Source organism: Rhodopirellula sp. UBA1907, from assembly GCF_002337565.1.
Lineage (GTDB): Bacteria > Planctomycetota > Planctomycetia > Pirellulales > Pirellulaceae > Rhodopirellula > Rhodopirellula europaea.
Genome location: NZ_DDGH01000097.1, coordinates 65,647 through 86,765, shown reverse-complemented (window position 1 = coordinate 86,765; position 21,119 = coordinate 65,647). Strand labels below are relative to the sequence as shown.

Sequence of the window (21,119 nt, the reverse complement as noted above, 5' to 3'; positions counted from 1 at the left end):
CGAGGCACTCGCTACGTCACTGCATCTTCAGCACCGGCAATCGGCCTCTCGTGTCGATTCGATTGCGAATCGATTCCGGTGTGGCGTCGGCGGGCCTAGGTCGATCGCTTGGTTTCACCTCGGGCGGCACATAGCGGTCGCCCTGCCGTGAATCGCGACGTTCGAATTCCGCTTCGATTTCTCGGCGGATGTTTTGCTTGTCCGCGCACCATTTCGGTTCGATCAGATAATTCGGAGGTGCGTCTCCGCTGACTCGTTCCACGATCACTTCCGGTGGAACGAGTTCCAAGAAGTCGACCACGGTTCGGACGTAGTCTTCTCGCCGCATCATTTCGACTTTGCCGGCCAAGACCTCTTCGCCGAGCGGTGTGCCGCGAACGCTGTACAGGTTGTGAAGCTTGATCGCATCGAAACCTAAGCGACCGATCTCAACGGCCGATTCCATCATCATCGCGTGGTCTTCGCGAGGAACGCCCAAGATGATGTGCGAGCAGCATTCGAAGCCGCGATCGCGTGCTCGATCAATCGCGTTGATCATGTCCGCGTGGGTGTGGGCTCGATTCATCCAAACCAAAGACTCATCGTGAACGGTTTGCATACCAAATTCGAGCGACACGTCGTGGTCAACCGCGAGTTCTTGCAAGAGATCGAGAACGCTATCGGGAACACAATCGGGACGCGTGCCGACAGCCAGTCCCACGATTCGATCGTCCGAGTTCAACGCGAGATCAAAGATCTCTCGCAATTGATCGATAGGGGCGTAGGTGTTGGTGGCTGGTTGGAAATACGCGATGTAACCGCGGACATCGCTGTATCGCTTTTGAACTCGCCCAATTTGTTCGGTCAATTGATCCGCGACTCGCTGTAATCGAATGCGTCGCGATGGGCTGAAGGATCGGTTGTCGCAGAAATTGCACCCTCCCGTCGTGACCGCGCCGTCGACGTTGGGGCAAGTGAACCCGGCGTCGATGCTGACCCGCTGAATTCGCCCGCCATGACGTCGGCGCAGAGCCTTTCCGAACGCGTTGAATCGCGCACCTTCGGCTTGCCAGGCCAACCGAGATTGATCGGGAGTGGTGGCCGAGACGGGATCAGAACCAGCGGAGTGGTCGGTGGAGGATTGCATCGGCGAATTGTACCGCGGCAACGATTGAAACCAACCGGCAACGCGGCGGTGGAAAGATGGCGGCCGTGGAAAGATGGACGCCGCGAGCCAGCGATGACCGTGACGCCGACAATTGGGACTCTTTCGACAGATTTCCGCGATCCTTCTGATCGGAACAAGCGTCAAAATGGGTAGAAATGGCCACAGATTGTCTTCGAACGATCCCCGGCGGGGGGTGCGAAGTCTGGCCTGACGCTCATCCCGAGAATACAATGGAGCGTTTCTAGCCATCATCCCCATCTTTGAAACTCAACGCCACTATGAGTGCTGAAGACGCCCCTCGATTCGCTGGCGCATTCGGACAACTGACGCCTTTGGGCGGCGGCGATCCGATTCCACTGATCAAAGACAAACTCTTGATCGGTCGGCGGCGACACTGTGATATCTGCTTGGACTTCTCGAACGTGTCCAGTCAACATTGCCGAATGACCCTGGAACAGGGCTATTGGTTCATTCGTGATTTGAACAGTCGCAACGGAACCAAGGTCGACGGTCGTGGGATCATGCGGAAACGTGCCGATCCCAAATGCAAAATCTCGATTGCCAAACACCACTACACGCTGGAGTATGAACCGCAGTTGTTGGGCGCCTACGGCCCGCCGCCTGCGGATGACGACTACATCGAAGAGGTCATGAAGAGCTCGCTGATGGATCGTGCCGGCATCAGTCGGCGAGATCCCAAGAAGGGCTTCTTCAACCGGAAATCAGAAGACTGATTGGCCGTCTCGGTTCAGCACTGCTCGGCGATCATCGAGCGGTCAGGATCCTTTGGACAATTCCAAAACGAAAAAAGGCACGTGCGGGAAATTCTCGCACGTGCCTTTTTCGATGATTCACTTCATCGTTTGGAATTTGCCTTGCTGGCTTATCCGAAACGGTGTCCTGATTAACCGCGACCCAAGGTGGCGGTGACTCGTTTGATCAACGAGCGGACTGGTTGAACGGGTTGGTAGCCGGTCAATTTGCGTCGGCTCCAACGCCCGTCTTCGGTTTTGCTGTAGAGGATGATTTGCGGAATCATCTTCTCGTTTTCCATCAACGTCTTGGCCAGTTCTGGTTCCGCGTCGCGGTCGACCAGGGCAACACTGACTCCGTCGAGTTCTCCGCTGTTCTGCATATTCGCGATGGTTGTTTTCTTCAACGTTTCGCAAGCGGGGCACCACGGCGCACCGACCACGACCATCAGAGGCTTGTCTTCCTCCACCGATTTTTTGTAGGCGAGTGTGTAGTTCTGATCGGGCGTCTGAGTCGACGCTTGGTGGGTGTTGGGCGTAACGGAGCCGCTGGGCGCCATTGCGATAGTAAGACCCAAGAACAGTGACAGCATTCCAAGCTTCCTCATACAACGTGTGAAGCGTCGACGGTTGCGGCAACATGCCGGCATTCGAGCTGGGCGACCGATTGACTGACCGCCTCAGAATCCTGAGGGCTGCAGATCATCCGCAAACCACGTCCTAGCTCAAGAAAAGTTCGATGAGTGGTACCGCCGAAACGCTTGTGCTGCGAAGCACGCCAAACCGTTTTCGAGTTCCTCTCGAAGGCAACAGCGAGTCCGCGTAAACGCTGAAAGTCGGCTCCAGTCGATAACTTCCTGATCGACGATGGAAATGACCTTGGCCCGAAAGGAAAACGTCCGACTCAGTTCGCTACCCACCCAGGGGGGATAGCCAAACTGTGCCGATCGCGTTGACCGGACAGGCTGGGCGGGATTCTAGGACTGCAGCAAATGCGTGCAAGTATCCGCACCAGTGTTTTGCAAATTTCGCGTTAATGCACGTTCAGGCACCGCTAAAGGGTGTCTAAATGGGCGGAAAGTTGCCCTGGGGTGTCAAGATAGGCAAGCCTGCTCGAGTCTCCGTGAAGAATCGGCCATGCAAATGCGAAATTCTCGCTGGCGAACTGCCGCTCGACCTGCGTCTGTGGAGTCTGCGAATTTGGATCGCTCCGTCCGGTGAATCGTCAAATTTGCGAGCCGGGTTGCCTGCTTTTCGCCTTTCGCGGGTTGAGATCTGCGGGGATTGCTGGCAAGTTCTTCGGCGTTCCGCCCGCTTCTTTCGATTTCGTGGCTCTGTCTGTCGATCGAGCACGTCTCTCTCAATTGCAAACATGTCCATGCAACCGCCTTCCGTTCCGGCAGTTCCTCCCGATCACCCCGGCCTCGAGGCATTGCTTCGGCGGATGGGCGAAGCGGTCGGGATCATGGACGACACCGTGTTTGAGAACGACAAGTTCGTCGGCTTCTTCCAATCGTTTCGTCCCGATGGAAACGGTTTGGATGGTGTGTTTGACCAGCTCGAATGCGGCGATGAGTTGCGCGAGCGGCTGAGCCATTTGTTTGAAGTCGCCGGAGATGACCGGAGGCCTCAGGGCGGCCGAGATGCCTTTTTCCTGGTTCGTTCGCCCAAGCCAATCGATCCAACGGTGGTGGAATCCAAAGCGGTGGATTGGGTTGAACGAGTGACCGGGTTGGCGGAGAAGGTTGGTCATCCAGAAGCGGCTGAGCGCTTGCGCGGCATCACCAAACATCGGGTGCTGGAAGGCATCCCGCCGAAACATCCGAAGCAGGACCATGAGAAGACCAATCTGCTGAAAGCGTTCCAGGACGTTGTCGAGAAGTTGGTCACCGACATCGCGATCCCGGATCCGTTTGCGGAAACGCTCCGTGCCCCGTACTACTTTGTCAGCTGTGACGCGGGAGTCCGTGATCACTTGATGTGGCCGCTGTATCGCGATCATGTGGACGTGGAAGAACCGTTTCAGCCGTACTTTGACCTGTGGTCGCACGGCGTGAAATTTCGCGTCTACCAAGAAAATCAGGTTGATTGGTACATGCCACGTCTATAGTGGGCCTGATGTCCTCTTCGCCTCCTCAGCCAACGTTTTCGAGCACCGATTCTTCGGGGCCCGACGCGGTCGTCGTTTCCCGCGATGCGACGGAAGCAGACGCATTTTTGGACGGCAACGATCCAAACGGCGATCGCGAGCGGATCGACGAATCGGAACCTCCATTGTCCGGCGGTCCCAAAGCCGCGACCGGCGGAGGAGGCTTGGTCACCACGATTGTTTTCGTGCTCGTGATGCTGGCGATGTTCATCAATCCGATCGAACCCAAAACCAGCGCGGAATTCGATCGCGCAACCAGCAGTCTGAACGTGCTGACGCTTGCGAAGCTTACCCTCGCGGCGGCGGCGACTGGGTTGGGAGGAATCGCGGTGCTGCTCAGTCCGCGAACGCGTCAATTGCTCGGCAGCCTTCCCGGAATTGGGTTGCTCGCTTTGGCGGGGCTGTTCTGCGCCACCAGTCTATTCGCCATCGAAAGCAACGCGATGATCAGTCGCGCATCGGCGATGATCTTTGTCGGCTATTTGTTGTTCACTGCGATGGCATTGGCGACGCTCGGGCCGCGAAAATTATTGGCGGCGATCGTGGCGGGAACATCGATGTACATGTTGGTGACGTGGGGGCTGTTTGTTCTCGTTCCTGAGATGGGCACGTTCGAGGAATACATCAGTGCGACCGAAACGGTGCGCCGGATGGGAGGCACCGGTCACCCCAACAACATCGCAAAGACAGCGATCGCAATCGTGCTGGTCGGTGTGGCGATGTACCTGGGACGCACCGATACATTGATCTCGATTGGAGTCCGCGGTCCGTGGCAGCGATTGGTGCTGATCGCGATCATGATTCTGGCTGCAGCGACCGTTGTCGCGACGCTCAGCCGGACTGCCATGCTCGCGGGGATGGCCGCCGGAGGTATTCTGCTGATCGACCGGCTTTATGGGCGAGGTGGATTGGCACTTGGAATCATCGGAATCGCTTCGGCCGCGACGCTTGTGCTTGCGATCTCATTGGTCACCGGTGAGGGGCCGTTTTCTGAATCCGCGGTCAGCGCGGTCACCAAGAGTGGCGATGTTGAAGAGCTCACATCGCTGACCGGTCGAACAACGATTTGGGAAGAAGCAATCAGCTTCATCGTCAAGCGACCGCTGACCGGTTACGGAATGGACAGTGCCGCCAGCGTGATGAGCCGTGAAGCGACCGGGACTCACAACTTGTTGTTGCATGTCACTTTTTCGGCCGGCGTTGTTGCCTGCTTGGTGATGGTGTTGATGCTCGGATGGTCGCTCGTATTCGGAGCGACATCTTCCTATGAATGGATTCGAACCGTGCTGACCTATGTCCTGGTTTCAGGACTGGTCGAAGACACGATCATCGAATCCTTTCCAACCACGCTGACTGTCCTTTGGATGGCCGCACTGTTGGCGCCCGCCTTAGCCAGTCGTCCCAAGCCCTGACGCAATCGCGTTGACGCTTAGCAATAGAGCCGGCAGCAACGCATCCGCTTGAGTGTGCTCGCCCATTTTGTTGTAGCTGCGCCAGCGTTGCAGCAACGAAATTTGTTGACGGTGCAGCAGACGCAGCCCTTCGCTTCGAAGTGCAATCATTCGCTGAACGTTGGGGCGTTGCGATTCCATGGGGCCGCCGTAAACGGCTTCGACCATTTCGCAAGCCAGCTTCCACTGGGTTTCGATGTCGGTGACGAAGCGTTCACGCAACGCTGGGTTTTCGACCAAGGCCGCGTACTGCTTCATGACTTCGATGTCGACCGCCGTGACACTGGTGGCAACGTTGCTGATCAAGTAGTGAAGCGGGGCCCAATCTCGCAGTGCTTCTTTCACCGCGTCGAACTCATCGGGGCATTCCGTTTGCAGTTTCTTGAGTGCCGTTCCGACGCCATACCATCCGGATAGATAGCAACGCGCTTGGCCCCAACTGAACACCCACGGGATCGCCCGCAAGTCATCCAGTGTTTGCTGACCCGTGCGACGCGCCGGACGCGAGCCGATACGACTTTGTTCGATCGCATCAATCGGTGTGGCTTCGCGAAAGAACTCGACGAATCCTTCGCTGTGCAACAGCTCGTGATAGGTTGTCCGAGCCCATGCGGCGAGCTTCACCAAGGTTGGTTCGAGTGGGTGATCGGGTTCTTCCGAACGTGAATCGGCCAGCGATTTTCGAGTGACTCCCGCTAAGAACAATTCCAAGTTGTAGATGGCCGTGGGTTCGTGAGCGTACTTCTGCGCGATTGTTTCGCCTTGCTCCGTCAATCGCATGTCGCCGGCGATCGTGTGATCGGGCAGGCTCTTGATAAAGCGATGTGTTGGACCGGCACCGCGGCTGATCGTGCCGCCACGACCGTGGAAGAACCGTGCCCGAACACCGTGTGAACGAGCCACTTGGGTCAGCTTTCGTTGAGCGTGTCGCAATCCAACGAGGCTGGCCAAAATGCCGCCATCCTTGTTGCTGTCGCTGTAGCCGATCATGACTTGTCCAACCGGCGCGGTGGCTCCTTCACGCTGTGCGATGGCGGTCAAGCTGTTTCGGGTGATCGGATGTTGAAGGAACCCATCGTAGATTTCTGGTGAGCGTTCGAGATCGTCGATCGTTTCGAACAACGGAACAACCGGCAATGGGCAAACGGCTCCGGACTCAGTTCGTTGCAGCAGACCGACTTCGCGAGCGAGCAGGTAAACGGCCAACAGATCGGAGGTCTTGCGAGTCATGCTGACGATCAAAGCACCCAATCCATCGGCACCGTGTTTGGATCGGTACTGAGTCACCACACGTAATGCACCAAGGACCGCGTCGGCTTCTTCGCCGGCGGAGGAGTCTGGGTGGGTCAGTGGTCGCGAATTGGCGAGTTCCTCGTTGAGGAACTTCATCCGTTTGTCTTCGTCCCAGCTGGCGAATTTCCAATCGGCCATGCCAGCGGCCCGTAGCAGTTGTTCAATCGCGGTGTCGTGTTTGGCACTGTTTTGGCGAATGTCCAGCACCGCCAAATGGAATCCAAACGTTTGAGCGATTCGCATCGTCGGTGCAACCGCGCTGGTGGCGACATCGCCCAAGTCGACCGCGACTAGGCTCTCGTGCAAACAGCGAAGGTCGGCGAGCAATTCTCGCGAGCGTTGGTAGGTGTGTTGCTCCTTGCCACTGTTCATGGTTTTTTCCGACGGCAAACTCGCCAGCATCAGGTTGATGAACTGACGCCACGGCTCGTTCGGATTGCGAGCGATCGCGGCAGCGCCGGCCAGTCCCATCGCCTGAGCTCGTTCGGCGATGCGGGTCAAGAAATCGCTGGTTGGTGGCAACCAATAGGCTGACACGCTGGTCAATCGAGCGAGCTGGATCAGCTCCTCTCGCATCAGTTCCACCGCACCACGACGCAGTTGCATCAGCGTCTCTTCGGTCACCTCGGGAGTGACCAGCGGATGGCCGTCACGGTCGCCGCCCACCCAGGTTCCAAATGTCAGTCGCGGCAACGCCAATGGGTCGGCGATCGCTTTTTCGCTCAAGCCAACTTCTCGCCAAGCCTGACGCAGTCGTTGGTCGAGCGGTTGCAGTGCCTTCGGGAAGACGACCGTCAGGTAATCCATCACGTTGCGGCGTTCGGATTGCAAATCCGGCTTGTCGAGGTAAATCTCGCCCGTTCGCCACAGGATGCTGAGGACGGATTCGATCGCTTCCTCGTTTTCAGATCGTCGCCATGGTGGAAGATCGGTTTGGTGACGCAATTGGAAACGACGGAACAGGCGGCGGTGGTGAGCCAAAACCGTTGCCCGTTTCGCTTCGGTTGGGTGAGCGGTCAAAACCAGCTCGACACGCATCGACGGCAGCTCCGCGGCGATCATGTCAGCGGTCCAACCACGATCGATCAATTGCTGCAAGCTTTCGCCCCACAACGCTGGCAGGTCGGCCATGCCTGATTCAGATTCAATTCGATCGCGAAACTGTGCGGCGGAACTTTGTTCGGCCATGCTCAGCAATTGGAACGCGATCGAGTACGCCTGAGTGAGCTGAACCGAATCGGCAGGTGCCTTTGCGGGATCAAGTTTGCATCCGGGGACGGGAAGCAGTTCGGCCAGCTTTTCATCGCCGCCGCGTTGCAACACGCTTTGCAGTGCCGAGAGCATCCACTGCCAATCACGGTTCAGTTGGTCGACGTCAAGGGCGAGAATATTGGCTGATACCATCGTGACAGTTCGTTGTGGTGAAAAAGGAAGAGAGCGGCGGCAATCCAATTGAATGATCGGTGCTCGTACACCCTACGATTTTGCAGACTGAGGGCTGGAGCAACAGTGGCGACGATCCAGTTCTGATGCCTTGGGTTGATTCCTGCCCGCAGTTGCGACACTGGGTGCCGAGTGCGCATAAAAAAACGAGCACTGTTCGTGAACAGCACTCGCTCTTGTGTCGGTAAAACGTCGCTTCCAATTCATCGCGGAAACGAACGAATTCCGTTGATTCAGTTGCAGCAAGGATCTGGGCAGCACTTTTTGGCTGCGAAACGAGCCTTGATCTTTGCGAACAAGCCACACTTTGGCTTTGCACATGGGTCGCAGCAAACAGGTGCTGGTTCGCAGCAAACTGGAGCTGGAGCAGGTTCGCAGCAAGGTGCTGGAGCTGGAGCTGGTTCGCAGCAAACGACTGGTGCAGGTGCTGGTTCGCAGCAAACTGGTTCTGGAGCTGGCTCGCAGCAAACAGGTTCTGGTGCTTCGCAGCAAACTGGGGCTGGTTCGCAGCAGCTTTTCTTCTTGAAGCAACCGAACAAGCCAGCTTCGGCTTGTGGAGCAACAGCAACGCTGGAAACAGCGAACAGGGCGACGACCATGATCGATCGAATCATCTAAACTCTCCTAGGCTAGGTGGAAATGCCTCAAACACGCGCGGAGGCAATTTGGGCAGAGTTTAGGTGTCACGCAGCTTGCGTCAACCATAGCAAATGCACCGTAAAAAACGGTTAAAACGACTTTTCGGGCAGTTTGCTTGCGGATTTTGAGCGTTTTTACGCGACTGTGCTCAAATCGGGAACACCACCGCGTCAGGATGCCGCACCTGGCACCCTAGGCAATTTAGAAGTCCAGACCGCTCGGCTCCGCAAAATTCATGCGGAACATAGATCAATAAGCAGAGACTTTTGCGACCCGTGGCTGAACAGCGTCAGTGGGATCAGGCAGCGCGGCGAGCTGGCGTTCCGGCAGACTCGCGTTTGGTTGGCTGGCCAACGCGGCGTCGTGGAATCGCGAGCGGTCCACGTTCATCAGCTCCGGCGTACGAGTACCATGCTCGTTCGTCGATCGCATCCAAGATCGAACCGGCAACACGAACCGCTCGAGCTCCGGCGGAACCATCGACGATTGGCGACGATCCGCTTTCAACGCTGATGACGAAATCATGCAGCTCGTCGAGGATCGCGTTTCGTGGTTGCAGTTCGTTGACTTCGCACTGCAAGTGTTCGCCAAACAATGTGTCGGCGTAACTGAGTGGGGTGTCGGTTTGTTCGTTCAAGTCGAACTGGCGAGTTGACAGTGTCTCGCTAGCACGCACGGTGGCGAGCGAAGGTTTGCCGAAATCGATCTGTGCAAATCCTGCTGGACTGAACAGTGTCATGTCACGAGCGGGCAATGGGCTGACGCGCGATGCCTTCAAGTTGGCAACCATTCCGCATTCGAATTCGATGCGTGCTTCAGCGATGTCTTCGTGATCGCTGACGACTGAGATGCCGCTGGCTGAAATGGATCGAACGGCGGACTGTGTCAGTGACAGTACCAGATCGAGGTCATGGATCATCAAGTCCATAACCACACCAACATCCAAGCAACGTCCGGGGAAGCGAGATGCTCGAGTGGCTTCGACGTACTTCACATCGACGCCAAACTCTTCCAGCGCCGTGAAGGCTGGATTGAATCGTTCAACGTGGCCAACCTGAAGCACGACATTGCGTGTCGATGCCATCAATGCCAACCGGCGAGCGTCGTCGGATTCGGCGGCCAATGGCTTTTCAACCATCAAGTGCTTGCCGGCTTTGATCAACGTCGACGCGATGTCCGCGTGATAATCGGTGGGAGCCGCGATGATGGCGGCATCGATGTCTTCAATGACATCGCGGTAATCAGAGTGAGCTGCAACGCCGTGCGTGTCGGCGACCGCCTGACACGCGGCTTGCACCGGGTCGCAAACCGCGACGAGGCGAGCACCATCGACTTGTGAAATCAATTTCGCGTGGATTCGGCCTAAGTGACCTGCACCAATGACGGCGACTCGCAATTCCCGGTTCATGCTGCTTTCTTTCTTCTATCTCGGCCTCGGCCGGCACGACCAAGGCAACTGTTGTCTAAACAATCAAACAGGTGCCGCAACACGGGGCGGATCGGACCAGTCGCGAACAATTGATCGCGAGCGGGTTCCACGCCGATACGTTTCCGATACAGCAAACGAAACGCCTGCGTCAACACTGCAATGTCGTCGTCGGTGTAATCGTGGCGTTTCAGTCCCACCGTGTTGATGCAGCGAGGACGAGCATCGGCACCATCGACAATCACAAATGGAGGCACGTCTTGCAGGATGCGAGTCATCGCCCCGACAAAGCTGAGTGTTCCGATCGACACGAATTGATGAACGCCTGCTCCACCGGCGATGGTGACATCGTCAGCGATGTGAGCGTGACCACCGATCATGCAGTTGTTGGCCAGCACGATTCGCGAACCGATGTTGCAATCGTGAGCGATGTGGGTGCCGGTCATCAGATAGTTGTGGTCTCCAACTCGTGTGACGCCGTCTTCTTTTTCGCTGGCACGATTGATCGTGACTTGCTCACGGAACACGTTTCCGTCGCCAATCTCAACTCGCGTGGGCGTGTTGCGATAGCTGACGTCTTGTGGATTGGTTCCGATCGAAACGTGCGGGAAGATTTGGTTGTCGCATCCGATCGATGTGACTCCATCGAGCGTGACGTGATCTCCCACACGCGTGCGGTCGCCCAATTTGACATTGGGGCCAATGACGCAGAAGTGTCCGATTTGGACGCCTTCGCCAATCTGCGCACGAGGATCGACCACGGCGGTTTGAGCGATACTAGCACTCATAGTTGGATCCTTGGTGCGTTATTCTTAGGTTGAGATGCGTAATGGTTTCGAGTCGTCGTTCCGAAGCGATTGATCATGCTGCTCGGTTTCTCCGCTGACCATCGAATGGAATCGAGGTGTGCGTCAGTCGTTGCTGGTGAGCCAGTTGTGCGAGTCGAATGGCGACCTTGCCGTTGAGCTGATGCCCGCCGCGAACGGATGAGAACTGTCCTATCAAACCGACGCCCGCGAGCGAAAGATCACCAATCAAATCGAGTGTCTTGTGGCGAGCACACTCGTTTCGGAAGCGGTATTCATTGTCGACCGGGCCGTCGTCGCCGATCACCAAAAGTTCTTGGTGCGTGACGTGCGATGCAACGCCCGAGTCGCGAAGTTGTTTGGCTTGTTCGGCGGTCACAAAGGTGCGAGCCGAAGCGACTTGCCGAGCAAACGTGAGCGGTGTTTGCACGCATCGGAACTTTTGTTCTCGGATGGTGCTGTCGGGACCGTAGTCCAGGCTGTATTCGAACGTCGATTCGTTGCTGGTGCTGGGGGAAACGTCGACGTATCCACCGCTGTGTTCGATCCGGAACGATTCGCGAATGATCAACGGTTGCGATGTGGCGGCTTGAATGACCAATCCGGCTTCTTGCAACGCGTCGACATAGGCCAGCGAGCTTCCGTCCAGTCCGGGCAGTTCTTCGGCGGTGATCTCGACCCGACAATTGTCGATTTCGAGTCCAGCCAAGGCTGCCATCAGATGCTCGACCATTTCGAAGGTGGCCGGGCCGTTGGCGAGATTCGTTCGGAACGAGATGCCAGTGGCGTATTGGGTGGTGGCGGGGCATTCAGGTTGGCCGGGTAGATCAGCTCGGACGAGCACGATGCCGGTTCCTGCGGGCGCGGGGCAACATGTGACGCGAACGTCTTTGCCGCTCCAGTAGCCACGTCCGCTGATTTCGCAGCACGACGCGATCGTATGTTCGTTGCGAATCCCCATCACGCTGCGAGCCTCCTTGCACGCGAGCGAAGCCTATCCATCGGCATCGAAATGCTGACAGACCCCATTTTTGTTCTTGGACGTCGTCGCGAATCCTTCGCGACGCTCAACTGGTGGTTCGAAGCAAGTTCGAACCACCGTTTAAATGCTTCAGCGGTGAAGCTGAATTACTGACGGTTTGGTGTTCCGGCAGGATTCGTAGCGACCAATTTCCTGTCAAGGTAGCCCATCACGGCACCGGTCATGTCGAGTTTTGCGTCGTGATACACGATGTTTCGCATCACGCCACGAATGACGGACTCACCTTTTTCAAGTTCCATGTCTTCGCTGTTGTAACGCAAAACCAAGTTGATTTTGTTGTGCTCGGCGATGAGTTGAACTCCAGCTGAGATGAGTTGGTAGTTGTCGTAGTAGATCTTGGCTTCGCGGTCAGCGAGCTCTTTGCGTTTGCGAGCCATGTCCAAACGGAGTTTGGATTCCATGGAAGCGACGCGTTCTTCCTGAGCGGTGTACTCAGGAGAATTTGGCTGGTAGGTCTTCAGCTTTTCAGCAGCAGCCTTCAGCTCGTCTCGCTTGGCGGTCAGTTCGGTGTCAAAGGCCTTCAGGTTGTCTTCGACAGCCTTCACTTGCCGCTTGATACCTTCATTGTTTTTGAAGATGTAGGCGACATCGACGACGGCGATGCGATGCGCTGCGTCTTGGGCCGAAGCTTGTGCCGGTGCCAATACACTGACGGTGGTCATGGCCATGGCGATGGCCGAAAGAACGATGGTTCGCACGTCCGCTACTCCTTGCGTGGTGAATGCGATTGTCTGATTCATGCCCGCTTGAAAAGCTCCGGTTTCCTCACCGAAGACAAGCGTTGCTGCCGGTCATTGTGTCAATCCGCCCAAACCGCTTCAAGACGGATCGTGGCGGTTTCAACTGCAGATTGGCATTTTTCTTGGCGTTTTATCTCGCCCGGAGTCGAACGTCCAAATCCATCTCATTTCCGTCTCGCTGGATGGTCAATCGCAGTGAGTCTCCGGGTGACTTCGGTCGAAGTTCTTCCCGCAAATCGTTGGTGGATCGGATCGTTCTGTCTCCGGCCTTGATCAATTGATCGCCCACTTGGATGCCACCTTGCTTCGCAGCACTTGGATCCATCACCGCGGCAACCGAGTTGGTGTCAGGGTCCAATCGGATTCCCAAAACCACAGACAGTTGACGTCGGATCTGAAAGTCTTTGTTGGTCTGCGTGTACGAAGGTCGCTGCTCCATCGTGGCGACACGATTGGCGGCCTGAGAAACGATATCGGTTATGCGGGTCATCCCATCCAGGTTTAGTTTCTCAAAATCATCACTTGGACGGTGATAGTCACTGTGAAGGCCGGTGAAGAAGAACAAAACCGGCACTCCAGCTTCGTAAAAAGACGCGTGATCGCTGGGGCCATACCCGGTTGAGACGAGGTTGAGTTTGAATGGCCGCGAAGTTTGCTCCATGTCCGAGTTCAAGCCCTGGATCAACGATTCGAACCCGTCCGAGGTGCCGGTCCCGTAAACCGTCAGCTCGTTGTCGCGAAGCCGGCCGACCATATCCATGTTCAGCATCGTGACGGTTTTCGACATCGGAAATCTCGGCTGCGAGCAGTAGTATTTGCTGCCCAGCAGTCCGCGTTCTTCACCCGTGAAGGCAATGAAAACGATGCGGCGATGATCGGATTGATCTGACAATTCGCTGACGACTCGGTTCGCAACGGCCAACATGGTGGCCGTTCCCGATGCGTTGTCATCGGCTCCGTTGTGAATCTCGATCGTTCCCGGTGCGAGCGAGCCAATGCCACCCATTCCAACGTGATCGTAATGGGCTCCGATGACGACGGTTTCGTCGGCTAGTTTGCCTTTGCCTTCCAGCACACCAATCACGTTGGGGCTGGTCGCGGTCGCGTTGGTCAGTCCAACCTTCAGCCGACCACGCAGTCCAGGCGAATCAATCGCCCGTGGTTTGTAGTCTGAGTCGATGGCGGCTTCGACCGCGGCGAGGCCTTTCGCAAAGAGGGTTCGTGAGTCCTCGCCATCCGAGTTGGAATCCTCGCCATCGTCAGCGGCAGAGATCGATGCCATTTGCTTTAGCAGCCGATCGGCGGCTTCTCGAGAAATGGATGCGACCGGGATGGCGGGGCGTCTGGTCGACTTGCCGGTTTGTGGGTCCGTGATTTTCTCGTCGCCTTTGCGGGGGCGAGTGCCCGCTTCCGCAACGCCGAGCAATCCCCAGTTCGCCCGAGCCCGTTCGCGTTCTCGATTGCCAAGCATTTCTTGGACTTGATCGATCTTCTCGGTGAGCGATGACCGCAGGTTGGTCGCCTCCGCGGGCAAGGCATTGCGCTGAGCCAACAAGGCGTTGAGACGTCTGTCTTCGGCGGCGTATTGGTTGTCGACGGCCTTCAGTCCAAGTTCGATGCTCGCCGGATCGTTGACAAACAGCACCCCAACGGCTCCTTGATCGATCGCGGTGGAGATCTTGGTGTCGAAGAAGGCGTGGCGCGTGTTCTTGACGCCATCGAATGGGCTTTTGGGATCGGCAAAACCAGGTTCCTTGCGAAGCATCATCACGATCTTGCCTTCCACGGAGCCCTCGCCATCGGCGGTTTTCACGCTTTGGGATTCGTTCACGGCCGCGTAGTCGTCGTACCCAAGGTCCGGAGCCTGGATGCCGTATCCCACCCACACGATGTCCGCCTCGACATCTCCTTGGGTGGAACCGATCGCGAGTGGCATGAATTGGTCATCGAGCTGGATCTCCGCAGGTTCCTTCCCCGGCGTCCACCATCGCAACCCGTTGTCTTCCGCCGAAGTTGGTTGCGATCCCGTTGCCATTTCAACCGGCTGCATCGGCGAATCACCATACAAACGGGTTTCCAAACCCATTTCGCGGTAACGATCCGCGATGTATTCCGCTGCTTTCAGGATTTCTGGCCCCACCGCACTGCGGCCGGCCAGTTCTTCGCTGGTGAGGTAACGAAGGTCCTTCGCGATTGAATCCGCGACCAACAATGCCGCGTTTGGGTCCGCATTGGATTCTGTTTCCGAGGCAGCATCGGAGCCCGAAGCTCGCTCCTCGGCGTGAACTTCCTCGGCATGAAAACCGTGTGCCGCGAACCCAATCCCTAGCAACGCGATTCCCACGCGACTGAGTGAGCCAAGCTGGCGAATCGTTTGCGTGAGGCGGTTCCCAAACATGCTAATCGTGTTCCTTCGCGTCATCATTTGCTTCCGGAGGTTGTGGCTGGGATCGTTTCGCGAAAAGGTGTGGGGCACTTCGTTATACATGTTGGCGTCGGTGGTTTCTGGACCCAGCCCGGCGGACTTGCGACGTTCAATCGAAACTTAGTTTGATGCAACCGAGCATTCTCGTTGCCAAAATGGCCTTTCTCTAGATAGAATTGCCGTTTGGCGAAGGGGATGTGATCGCTCCAATGGATCCATTTCCTCCCACCAGTCGCTCACCGGTGGCCGAGACAGCCCTTTGTTTCGGTCACCGGCGCGGGACTGAAGATTTGACACTCCTGTCGTTTCTTCCCATCCCAATCCATGAGGTCTCCCTGCGCGTGTCAGCCCAGTCCCCGAAATCTTCTCGTGATCCGTCACGAGAATCGCTCTCGTCATCGGCGATGCCATCCAACGAGGCGGACTCGATCGATATGGAGACTTCGTCGTCCAATCCGGATGACGGTTTGCAAGCGATTCGATTGGTCGATGCTTCCGACGACGAGCCCTACGCCGACGCGGTCGCAAAAATCCAGCGTTGCCAAGAAATTCTGGGTTACGAATTTCAGGACTTGGATCTGTTGCGGTCGGCTCTCACGCATGCATCCGGTGCGTCGCATCGATTGGCCAGCAACGAACGATTGGAATTCTTGGGTGATTCGGTGTTGGGGCTGACCGTTTGCGAATGGTTGTTCAACGAATATCCAGAATACAGCGAAGGCGATTTGACAAAGATCAAATCGGCCGTCGTTAGTCGTCGTTCGTGTGGCAAGGTCGCCTGCAAGCTTGGGCTCGATCAATGTTTGATCGTCGGCCGAGGTGTGACTCGCAACCGGAGTTACCCCAAGTCATTGGTCAGCGATGTATTCGAAGCCGTCATCGCGGCGTTGTACATCGACGGTGGGCCCGAGATCGTTCGTGATCGATTGAAACAGTGGTTGGCCGAAGAGGTCACCTTGGCCGTCGACACACAAGGATCGGGGAATCACAAATCGGTCCTCCAGCAATTTGCTCAACGTGAATTGTCAGCGACTCCGGTCTACAAGTTGATTCGTGAAACCGGGCCGGACCATCGCAAGATGTTCTTGATGGGAGCGATGGTCGACGATCGCCGTTTTGCTCCCGCTTGGGGGAATAACAAAAAGGACGCCGAGCAACGAGCGGCGGCCAATGCGTTGGCAGAATTGCACAACGCGAAGGTCCCCTACGACAGCGAGCAGCCTCCGTCGTAGGAGGTCGTGCAGTCTTTTGATGCCGCTTTTCGGCAGATTTACACACGGCGCACCTCTCCCGAAACGAAGTTTCGGGAGAGGTTCTCAAATGCTGAAACCCGCCAAAACGCGGCCTCGATAAACTGCACGACCTCTGCGTTCAGGAGGGTGATTTTAATCTTGCGAGCACGGCACTTCAAAACTGCACGACCTCGTAGTTGGCGGTGTCTCAAGAAGACAATTTTCCGCCGCGGTTTTGGAGACCGGGTACCTGCCGTATGAGTTGGCACAGATTCTGGTGAACCGATCGGGTGAGTCCGGTGTCACCGCAGGAGCAGGGTGACGCCTTGCGACATCTTTCTCGCATTGCGACTCTGATGTCATCTCCACCGCCCCGCTCCATTGAATCGAGTCGTTCCGTGACCACGGAAACCACCGCTGTCGAATCTGTCGCTGAGACTGGTCCAATCCCCGTCCAGTTTTCTTGGGGATTGACGCTGGCGATCGTGGGGACGTTCCTGTTTGCCCTGAAGTCGATCTTTATCAAGCTCGCCTTTGCGGCCGGAGCTGACGCAACATTGTTGCTGGCCATTCGGATGGGGATGGCGTTCCCGTTCTACGTCGTTGTGTTTGCGGTGTTGCTTCGGCGTCGGCGGGCACTGGTCGTTGGCTCGGACACGCCAGCTTTTCCCATGCCGATCGTGATCCGTTCCCTGTTGCTCGGATTCCTCGGATACTACCTCGCCTCTTATTTGGATTTGTCAGGGCTCGAGTATGTGTCTGCACAACTTGAGAGGCTGACGTTGTTCACTTATCCGGCGATGGTCGCTGCGCTCGCGTGGATGTTTCTCGGCGAACAAGTCAACGCGAGAATCTTGGTCGCGATTGGTTTGTCCTACGCTGGCGTTTGGTTGATGTACGGACAAGAGAAGGCGTTCACGCCCGACGCTAACACCGGTTGGGGAGTCTTTTTGGTGTTTCTGGCCGCGCTTAGTTATTCGCTGTACGTGTTATTCGCCAAACCTGTGATGCAAAAGATAGGAAGCCGCGAATTCACCAGTCTGGCGATGATCGGCTCGACGTTCTTCGTCGCCGTCCACTTTCTGACCACGCATTCGATCGATGACTTCTTTGAAGTTCAACCGATCGTCTATGTGTACGGGGTGGTGCTCGCGTTCGTGTGCACGGTGATTCCGAGTTTTATGATCAACGAAGCCATCTTGAAGATTGGAGCGACACGAACAACCGTGATCGGTTCGGTCGGGCCAGTGTTGACGATGTTGCTCGCTGTCATGATTCTCGGCGAGCCTTCGTCATGGAAGCACTTTGCCGGAATGGCGATCGCCATCGTCGGAGTCAGCTTGGTCGCAAAGAAGTGATGCGACCTCGGCCAATTGCACTCGCTCAATATCAACCGAGTGCAACCGCAGCGAATACCAATGCCATGATTGGGACGAAGACAACGGCTCCCGCGAGGAGCAGGTTAAAGAATCCTCGCCAAGCGGATCCGAATGACTGGACTTCGGCGATGGTGTTGCACATCAGCACGAACGACCATATCGCCAAAACAATCTCGACCAGCGACAGAGCAAGCACGGGGACGATCAATCCTGGATTCGATTCCAAGCGAGGTGTTTCGCTCGTGAACAATTCCTCTCTCAGGAGCAACAGTTGAGGAATCCAAAGTATCGACGCAACGATGCTGGGGATCGATGCCCAGGTCAAAGCGGTTCGCACCGTTTCGCTGGTCCCCTTGCCGCCCATCCACTTGCCGGTAATGGCAACCAACCAAGCGCCAATCCAAACCCCAATCAACCCACCGATCGGTCCGAGGATGACGGCGACGGCGATGATCGCAGGTAATGGCAATCGATCGCCAAGGTCACGCATCGAGGCGCGGTCCAGCGTCTCGCCAATCCCTGACAGACATGCGAGCAGCACCACGTGCAACGTGGGGTCGACCGAGACGATTTGACGAACGGTCCTTCGCGGTGAAAGCCAAATGGTTTTGAAAGGTTTGAACTCACCGGGAGGTTCATGTTGGGTGGGCGGCCCAGCAGGATCACTCGTTGTGAATTGCGGAGTTGAATATGGATTTTCGTGGTGACTCAAGGTGCCCTTCTCCGGCTCAGGTGGGTGTTTTCGAATAACCTACCTTGCGACGAAGGATTGAGTCCATGGCAGCGACTTCCTTCATTGAAATTTCAACGATCGAACCAAAACTCGAGTTCGCGCCCCCGTGCATGCAGCATGAATGCTGCATTTCGTGACCTTGCGTTGCATTGCCCTGACCGAACAAGGGAATGTCAACTGCGAAGTGCGTTGTCGAAAGCAGTTGTTTGGCAAGATGGTTTGATGGAACCAGGATCAATAGTCCATGACTTTGTCGGCTTCGATCAACATCTTGCCGAGCATGGGTAGCGTGGCGATTTGGGCATTGCGTTTGAGGCCAGGGTCGGTGACGTGAGCCGACTTGGCACAATGGGGGCACACCAAGACTTTTCCACCGCCGGCTGCAAACTTCTCGTAGAGTTCTGCCAGTGTTGGTGAGTCAGGTCCCCAATTGAATTTGAGTTCCTGTTTACGTTCGGCGATGCGGACACCTTCCAAATCCACAAACAACGTCACTTCGGCGTCATAGTCCTGCATCAAGTTGGCAACCTTCACCGCCATGAAACAGCGATGCAAATCATCGGTGAAGTGGGACAAATGCACCACAACCTTTTGACCGCTTCCATCAACCTTCGATGCCTCCTCCGCGTTTGCTGATGAACCAATCGATGCGATGACGACTGAAACGCCTAAAAGACCAACGCGAAAAATTTGTTTTGCATAAGACATGACTGAACTCCTGATGTGAGCTGAAACGGGACCAATCGGTTCAGTCCAGGTTTGGCAAACGACATACCGTCAACAGAAATCCGTGTGGCTTGGTTCTGACGCCCGTGAACCTGTGCGTCGGTGGACCTTGCGTGTGTTCGACGCACACTTGGTTGTGTCAGCATGACCCCACATCCGCGTTCGTTTGCGTGGTTGGAATATCTTGTCGCAGGTGAATAGCGTCGCCCGTTCATCGACTAGCAGAGCGGCTTTGATTGGCTTTGCTGACTTGATTGCTCGGATGAATTTGTGCCGGTCATTGCTGGCCATCCGTCAACGCTTCGAAACCGACAACAACGTCCAACAATTCTTCCGTGATCGCGGTTTGCCGTCGTGTTTTGAACGCCGTGTTCAGTTCGTCGAGTGTTTCTTCGATGTTCTTCTCCGCGGCCTGCATCGCTGCGATTCGACTGGCGTTTTCACTGGCCAACGATTCCGCGCAGGCTTGGTACAGCGAAACGTACAGGCTTTGTCTCATGAGCAGCGAAAACAGTTCCTCACGCTCGCCGCCAAAAGTAGGCAAGCAGGGTGACTCCCATCGCCTGACTGAAAGTTGTCTCAGCCACGCCAGGTCGATTGGCAGCAATTGCATTGTGTGAGGCCGATACGCTCCCGCCGAGGACCTTGTGTTTGAGTGAATTCTCAGCGACGTCAAATTTCTTCGCTTTCGCACCGCTTCCACTGCGGTCAGCAAATCACTGACGCAGTCCGCGATTTCGGGCACGGAAGTCGGAATCCGAAACGCCTTGTCGATTGACCATCCGCTGTCGGTCAACAAAAACGCGACCCGCGAGCCAACGATCCACAATGCCTCAGGTGGCCGTCGACAGTGGCGGGCGTGATGTTCCAATGCATGCGTCGCGATCTGTTCATTGAATTGACCGCACATGCCTTGGTCGCTGCCAAAGACGATCACTCCGTGGTGCGAACTGTCCTCACGGAAACTCGATTCCCGGTTTTCACCACTCCATTCATTGGTGGTCAGTTGGCGGAGTTTCTGCTCACGCAGAATCACTTGAAGTCCCAATTCAATGGTCCGGTTGTAATCCATCAAAGCGTCGGCGGCGCGTTGGTACTGATGGATGCGAACGGAAGCCAACGTCTTCATGGTGGTCACGACCGACTGTAAGTCCGACGCCGTTTCAATCTTCCGCCGCAACAGTTCAAGTGTTGGCATGAACCGCTCCCGCAGCGATGTCGGCGATCTGTTCCACTTGCCGCTGATCGAGTTTTTCACCGGCTTGCATTTGCTCGCACAATTCAGCTGCCTGCGACGTCACGGCGTCTTGGATAGCACGCTCAAGCCCGGGAAGTTGGTCCAGCGGAGATCCATCCAATACACCGCTGGTTACCGCAACCAACGACGCGATTTGCTGTGGTAGCGTCAGCGGTTGAAACTGAGTTTGCTTCAAGATTTCTCGAATCAGACGCCCTCGATCGAGCGTTGCACGAGTTTCTTCATCGAGTTGGCTGCTGAAGCGAGCGAAACGTTCTAGTTCTTCGAATTGCGAGTACGTCAGTCGCAAGTCACCGGCCACAACGCGGTAGGCGGGCAACTGGGTTTTGCCTCCCACTCGAGAGACGCTGCGACCAACATCGATCGCGGGCAACACGCCTTTTCGAAACAATGTCGGCGACAAGTAGATCTGACCGTCAGTGATCGAAATCAAATTCGTCGGAATGTACGCCGACACGTTTTGGGCTTCTGTTTCGAG

The 21,119-nt window shown here is 56.2% G+C and carries 17 protein-coding genes and 1 pseudogene; 6 read left to right on the top strand and 12 right to left on the bottom strand.

The annotated features are described in order from the left end of the window. Positions 1–16: 16 nt before the first annotated feature. Entirely contained in the window at positions 17–1,126 is a 1,110-nt protein-coding gene (locus tag B2R17_RS23405; RefSeq protein WP_286765913.1) for a TIGR01212 family radical SAM protein, read from the bottom strand. 299 nt (positions 1,127–1,425) lie between these two features. On the opposite strand from B2R17_RS23405, the gene B2R17_RS23400 reads away from it, so the two are divergent. After that, positions 1,426–1,881 (top strand): FHA domain-containing protein, encoded by a 456-nt coding sequence (locus tag B2R17_RS23400; RefSeq protein ID WP_286765912.1) that lies wholly within the window; start codon positions 1,426–1,428, stop codon positions 1,879–1,881. Between the two features lie 170 nt (positions 1,882–2,051). Here B2R17_RS23400 and B2R17_RS23395 read toward each other — a convergent pair whose 3' ends face one another. Continuing rightward, positions 2,052–2,492, bottom strand: coding sequence for a thioredoxin family protein (locus B2R17_RS23395; protein WP_037250124.1), 441 nt, complete (start codon positions 2,490–2,492; stop codon positions 2,052–2,054). Positions 2,493–3,277: 785 nt separating this feature from the next. Between B2R17_RS23395 and B2R17_RS23390 the strand changes: the two genes are divergently transcribed. Both B2R17_RS23390 and B2R17_RS23385 read left to right on the top strand, forming a co-directional pair. Further along, the gene (locus B2R17_RS23390; RefSeq protein WP_286765911.1) at positions 3,278–4,009 is read left to right on the top strand and encodes an apolipoprotein acyltransferase; all 732 of its coding nucleotides are present in this window, start codon (positions 3,278–3,280) and stop codon (positions 4,007–4,009) included. 8 nt (positions 4,010–4,017) lie between these two features. Then, positions 4,018–5,460: an O-antigen ligase family protein gene (locus B2R17_RS23385; RefSeq protein WP_286765910.1), complete on the top strand. Its 1,443-nt coding sequence runs from the start codon at positions 4,018–4,020 to the stop codon at positions 5,458–5,460. Here the strand turns inward: B2R17_RS23385 and B2R17_RS23380 are convergent. Continuing rightward, positions 5,437–8,196, bottom strand: a complete 2,760-nt coding sequence (locus B2R17_RS23380; protein ID WP_286765909.1) for a phosphoenolpyruvate carboxylase — start codon at positions 8,194–8,196, stop codon at positions 5,437–5,439. The two genes, B2R17_RS23385 and B2R17_RS23380, sit on opposite strands and share 24 nt — an antisense overlap. 358 nt (positions 8,197–8,554) lie before the next feature. Here B2R17_RS23380 and B2R17_RS23375 point away from each other — a divergent pair, with 358 nt between their 5' ends. Beyond that, complete coding sequence (locus B2R17_RS23375; protein ID WP_286765908.1) at positions 8,555–8,761, top strand: hypothetical protein; 207 nt, start codon at positions 8,555–8,557, stop codon at positions 8,759–8,761. Positions 8,762–9,172: 411 nt separating this feature from the next. On the opposite strand, the gene B2R17_RS23370 is transcribed toward B2R17_RS23375, so the two are convergent. The 5 genes from B2R17_RS23370 to B2R17_RS23350 form a co-directional block, all read right to left on the bottom strand. Next, complete coding sequence (locus B2R17_RS23370) at positions 9,173–10,282, bottom strand: Gfo/Idh/MocA family oxidoreductase (RefSeq protein WP_286765907.1); 1,110 nt, start codon at positions 10,280–10,282, stop codon at positions 9,173–9,175. Next, complete coding sequence (lpxA, locus tag B2R17_RS23365; RefSeq protein WP_007328498.1) at positions 10,279–11,088, bottom strand: acyl-ACP--UDP-N-acetylglucosamine O-acyltransferase; 810 nt, start codon at positions 11,086–11,088, stop codon at positions 10,279–10,281. The genes B2R17_RS23370 and lpxA overlap by 4 nt, the downstream gene beginning before the upstream one ends. A gap of 73 nt (positions 11,089–11,161) precedes the next feature. Continuing rightward, positions 11,162–12,070 (bottom strand): UDP-3-O-acyl-N-acetylglucosamine deacetylase, encoded by a 909-nt coding sequence (gene lpxC, locus B2R17_RS23360; protein ID WP_339888227.1) that lies wholly within the window; start codon positions 12,068–12,070, stop codon positions 11,162–11,164. Between the two features lie 164 nt (positions 12,071–12,234). After that, positions 12,235–12,888, bottom strand: a complete 654-nt coding sequence (locus tag B2R17_RS23355) for an OmpH family outer membrane protein (RefSeq protein WP_286765906.1) — start codon at positions 12,886–12,888, stop codon at positions 12,235–12,237. A 130-nt stretch (positions 12,889–13,018) separates the two neighbouring features. After that, positions 13,019–15,364, bottom strand: coding sequence for a M28 family peptidase (locus B2R17_RS23350; protein WP_339888230.1), 2,346 nt, complete (start codon positions 15,362–15,364; stop codon positions 13,019–13,021). Positions 15,365–15,654: 290 nt separating this feature from the next. On the opposite strand from B2R17_RS23350, the gene rnc reads away from it, so the two are divergent. Together rnc and B2R17_RS23340 are read left to right on the top strand one after the other, a co-directional pair. Next, complete coding sequence (rnc, locus tag B2R17_RS23345; RefSeq protein WP_286765904.1) at positions 15,655–16,545, top strand: ribonuclease III; 891 nt, start codon at positions 15,655–15,657, stop codon at positions 16,543–16,545. 398 nt (positions 16,546–16,943) lie between these two features. After that, on the top strand, positions 16,944–17,903 hold the full coding sequence (locus B2R17_RS23340; RefSeq protein WP_286765903.1) for a DMT family transporter: 960 nt from the start codon (positions 16,944–16,946) through the stop codon (positions 17,901–17,903). Positions 17,904–17,934: 31 nt separating this feature from the next. Here the strand turns inward: B2R17_RS23340 and B2R17_RS23335 are convergent, their stop codons facing one another. The 4 genes and pseudogenes from B2R17_RS23335 to B2R17_RS23320 all read right to left on the bottom strand — a co-directional run. Then, entirely contained in the window at positions 17,935–18,636 is a 702-nt protein-coding gene (locus B2R17_RS23335) for a Yip1 family protein (RefSeq protein ID WP_286765902.1), read from the bottom strand. Positions 18,637–18,891: 255 nt separating this feature from the next. Continuing rightward, positions 18,892–19,365, bottom strand: a complete 474-nt coding sequence (locus B2R17_RS23330) for a DsrE family protein (RefSeq protein ID WP_286765901.1) — start codon at positions 19,363–19,365, stop codon at positions 18,892–18,894. A gap of 295 nt (positions 19,366–19,660) precedes the next feature. After that, a complete protein-coding gene (locus B2R17_RS23325; RefSeq protein ID WP_286765900.1) occupies positions 19,661–20,581 on the bottom strand; it encodes a F0F1 ATP synthase subunit gamma in 921 nt (306 codons plus the stop codon). Next, positions 20,568–21,119, bottom strand: a pseudogene (locus B2R17_RS23320) (F0F1 ATP synthase subunit alpha); the annotation flags it as partial. The pseudogene B2R17_RS23320 and the gene B2R17_RS23325, both read right to left, overlap by 14 nt.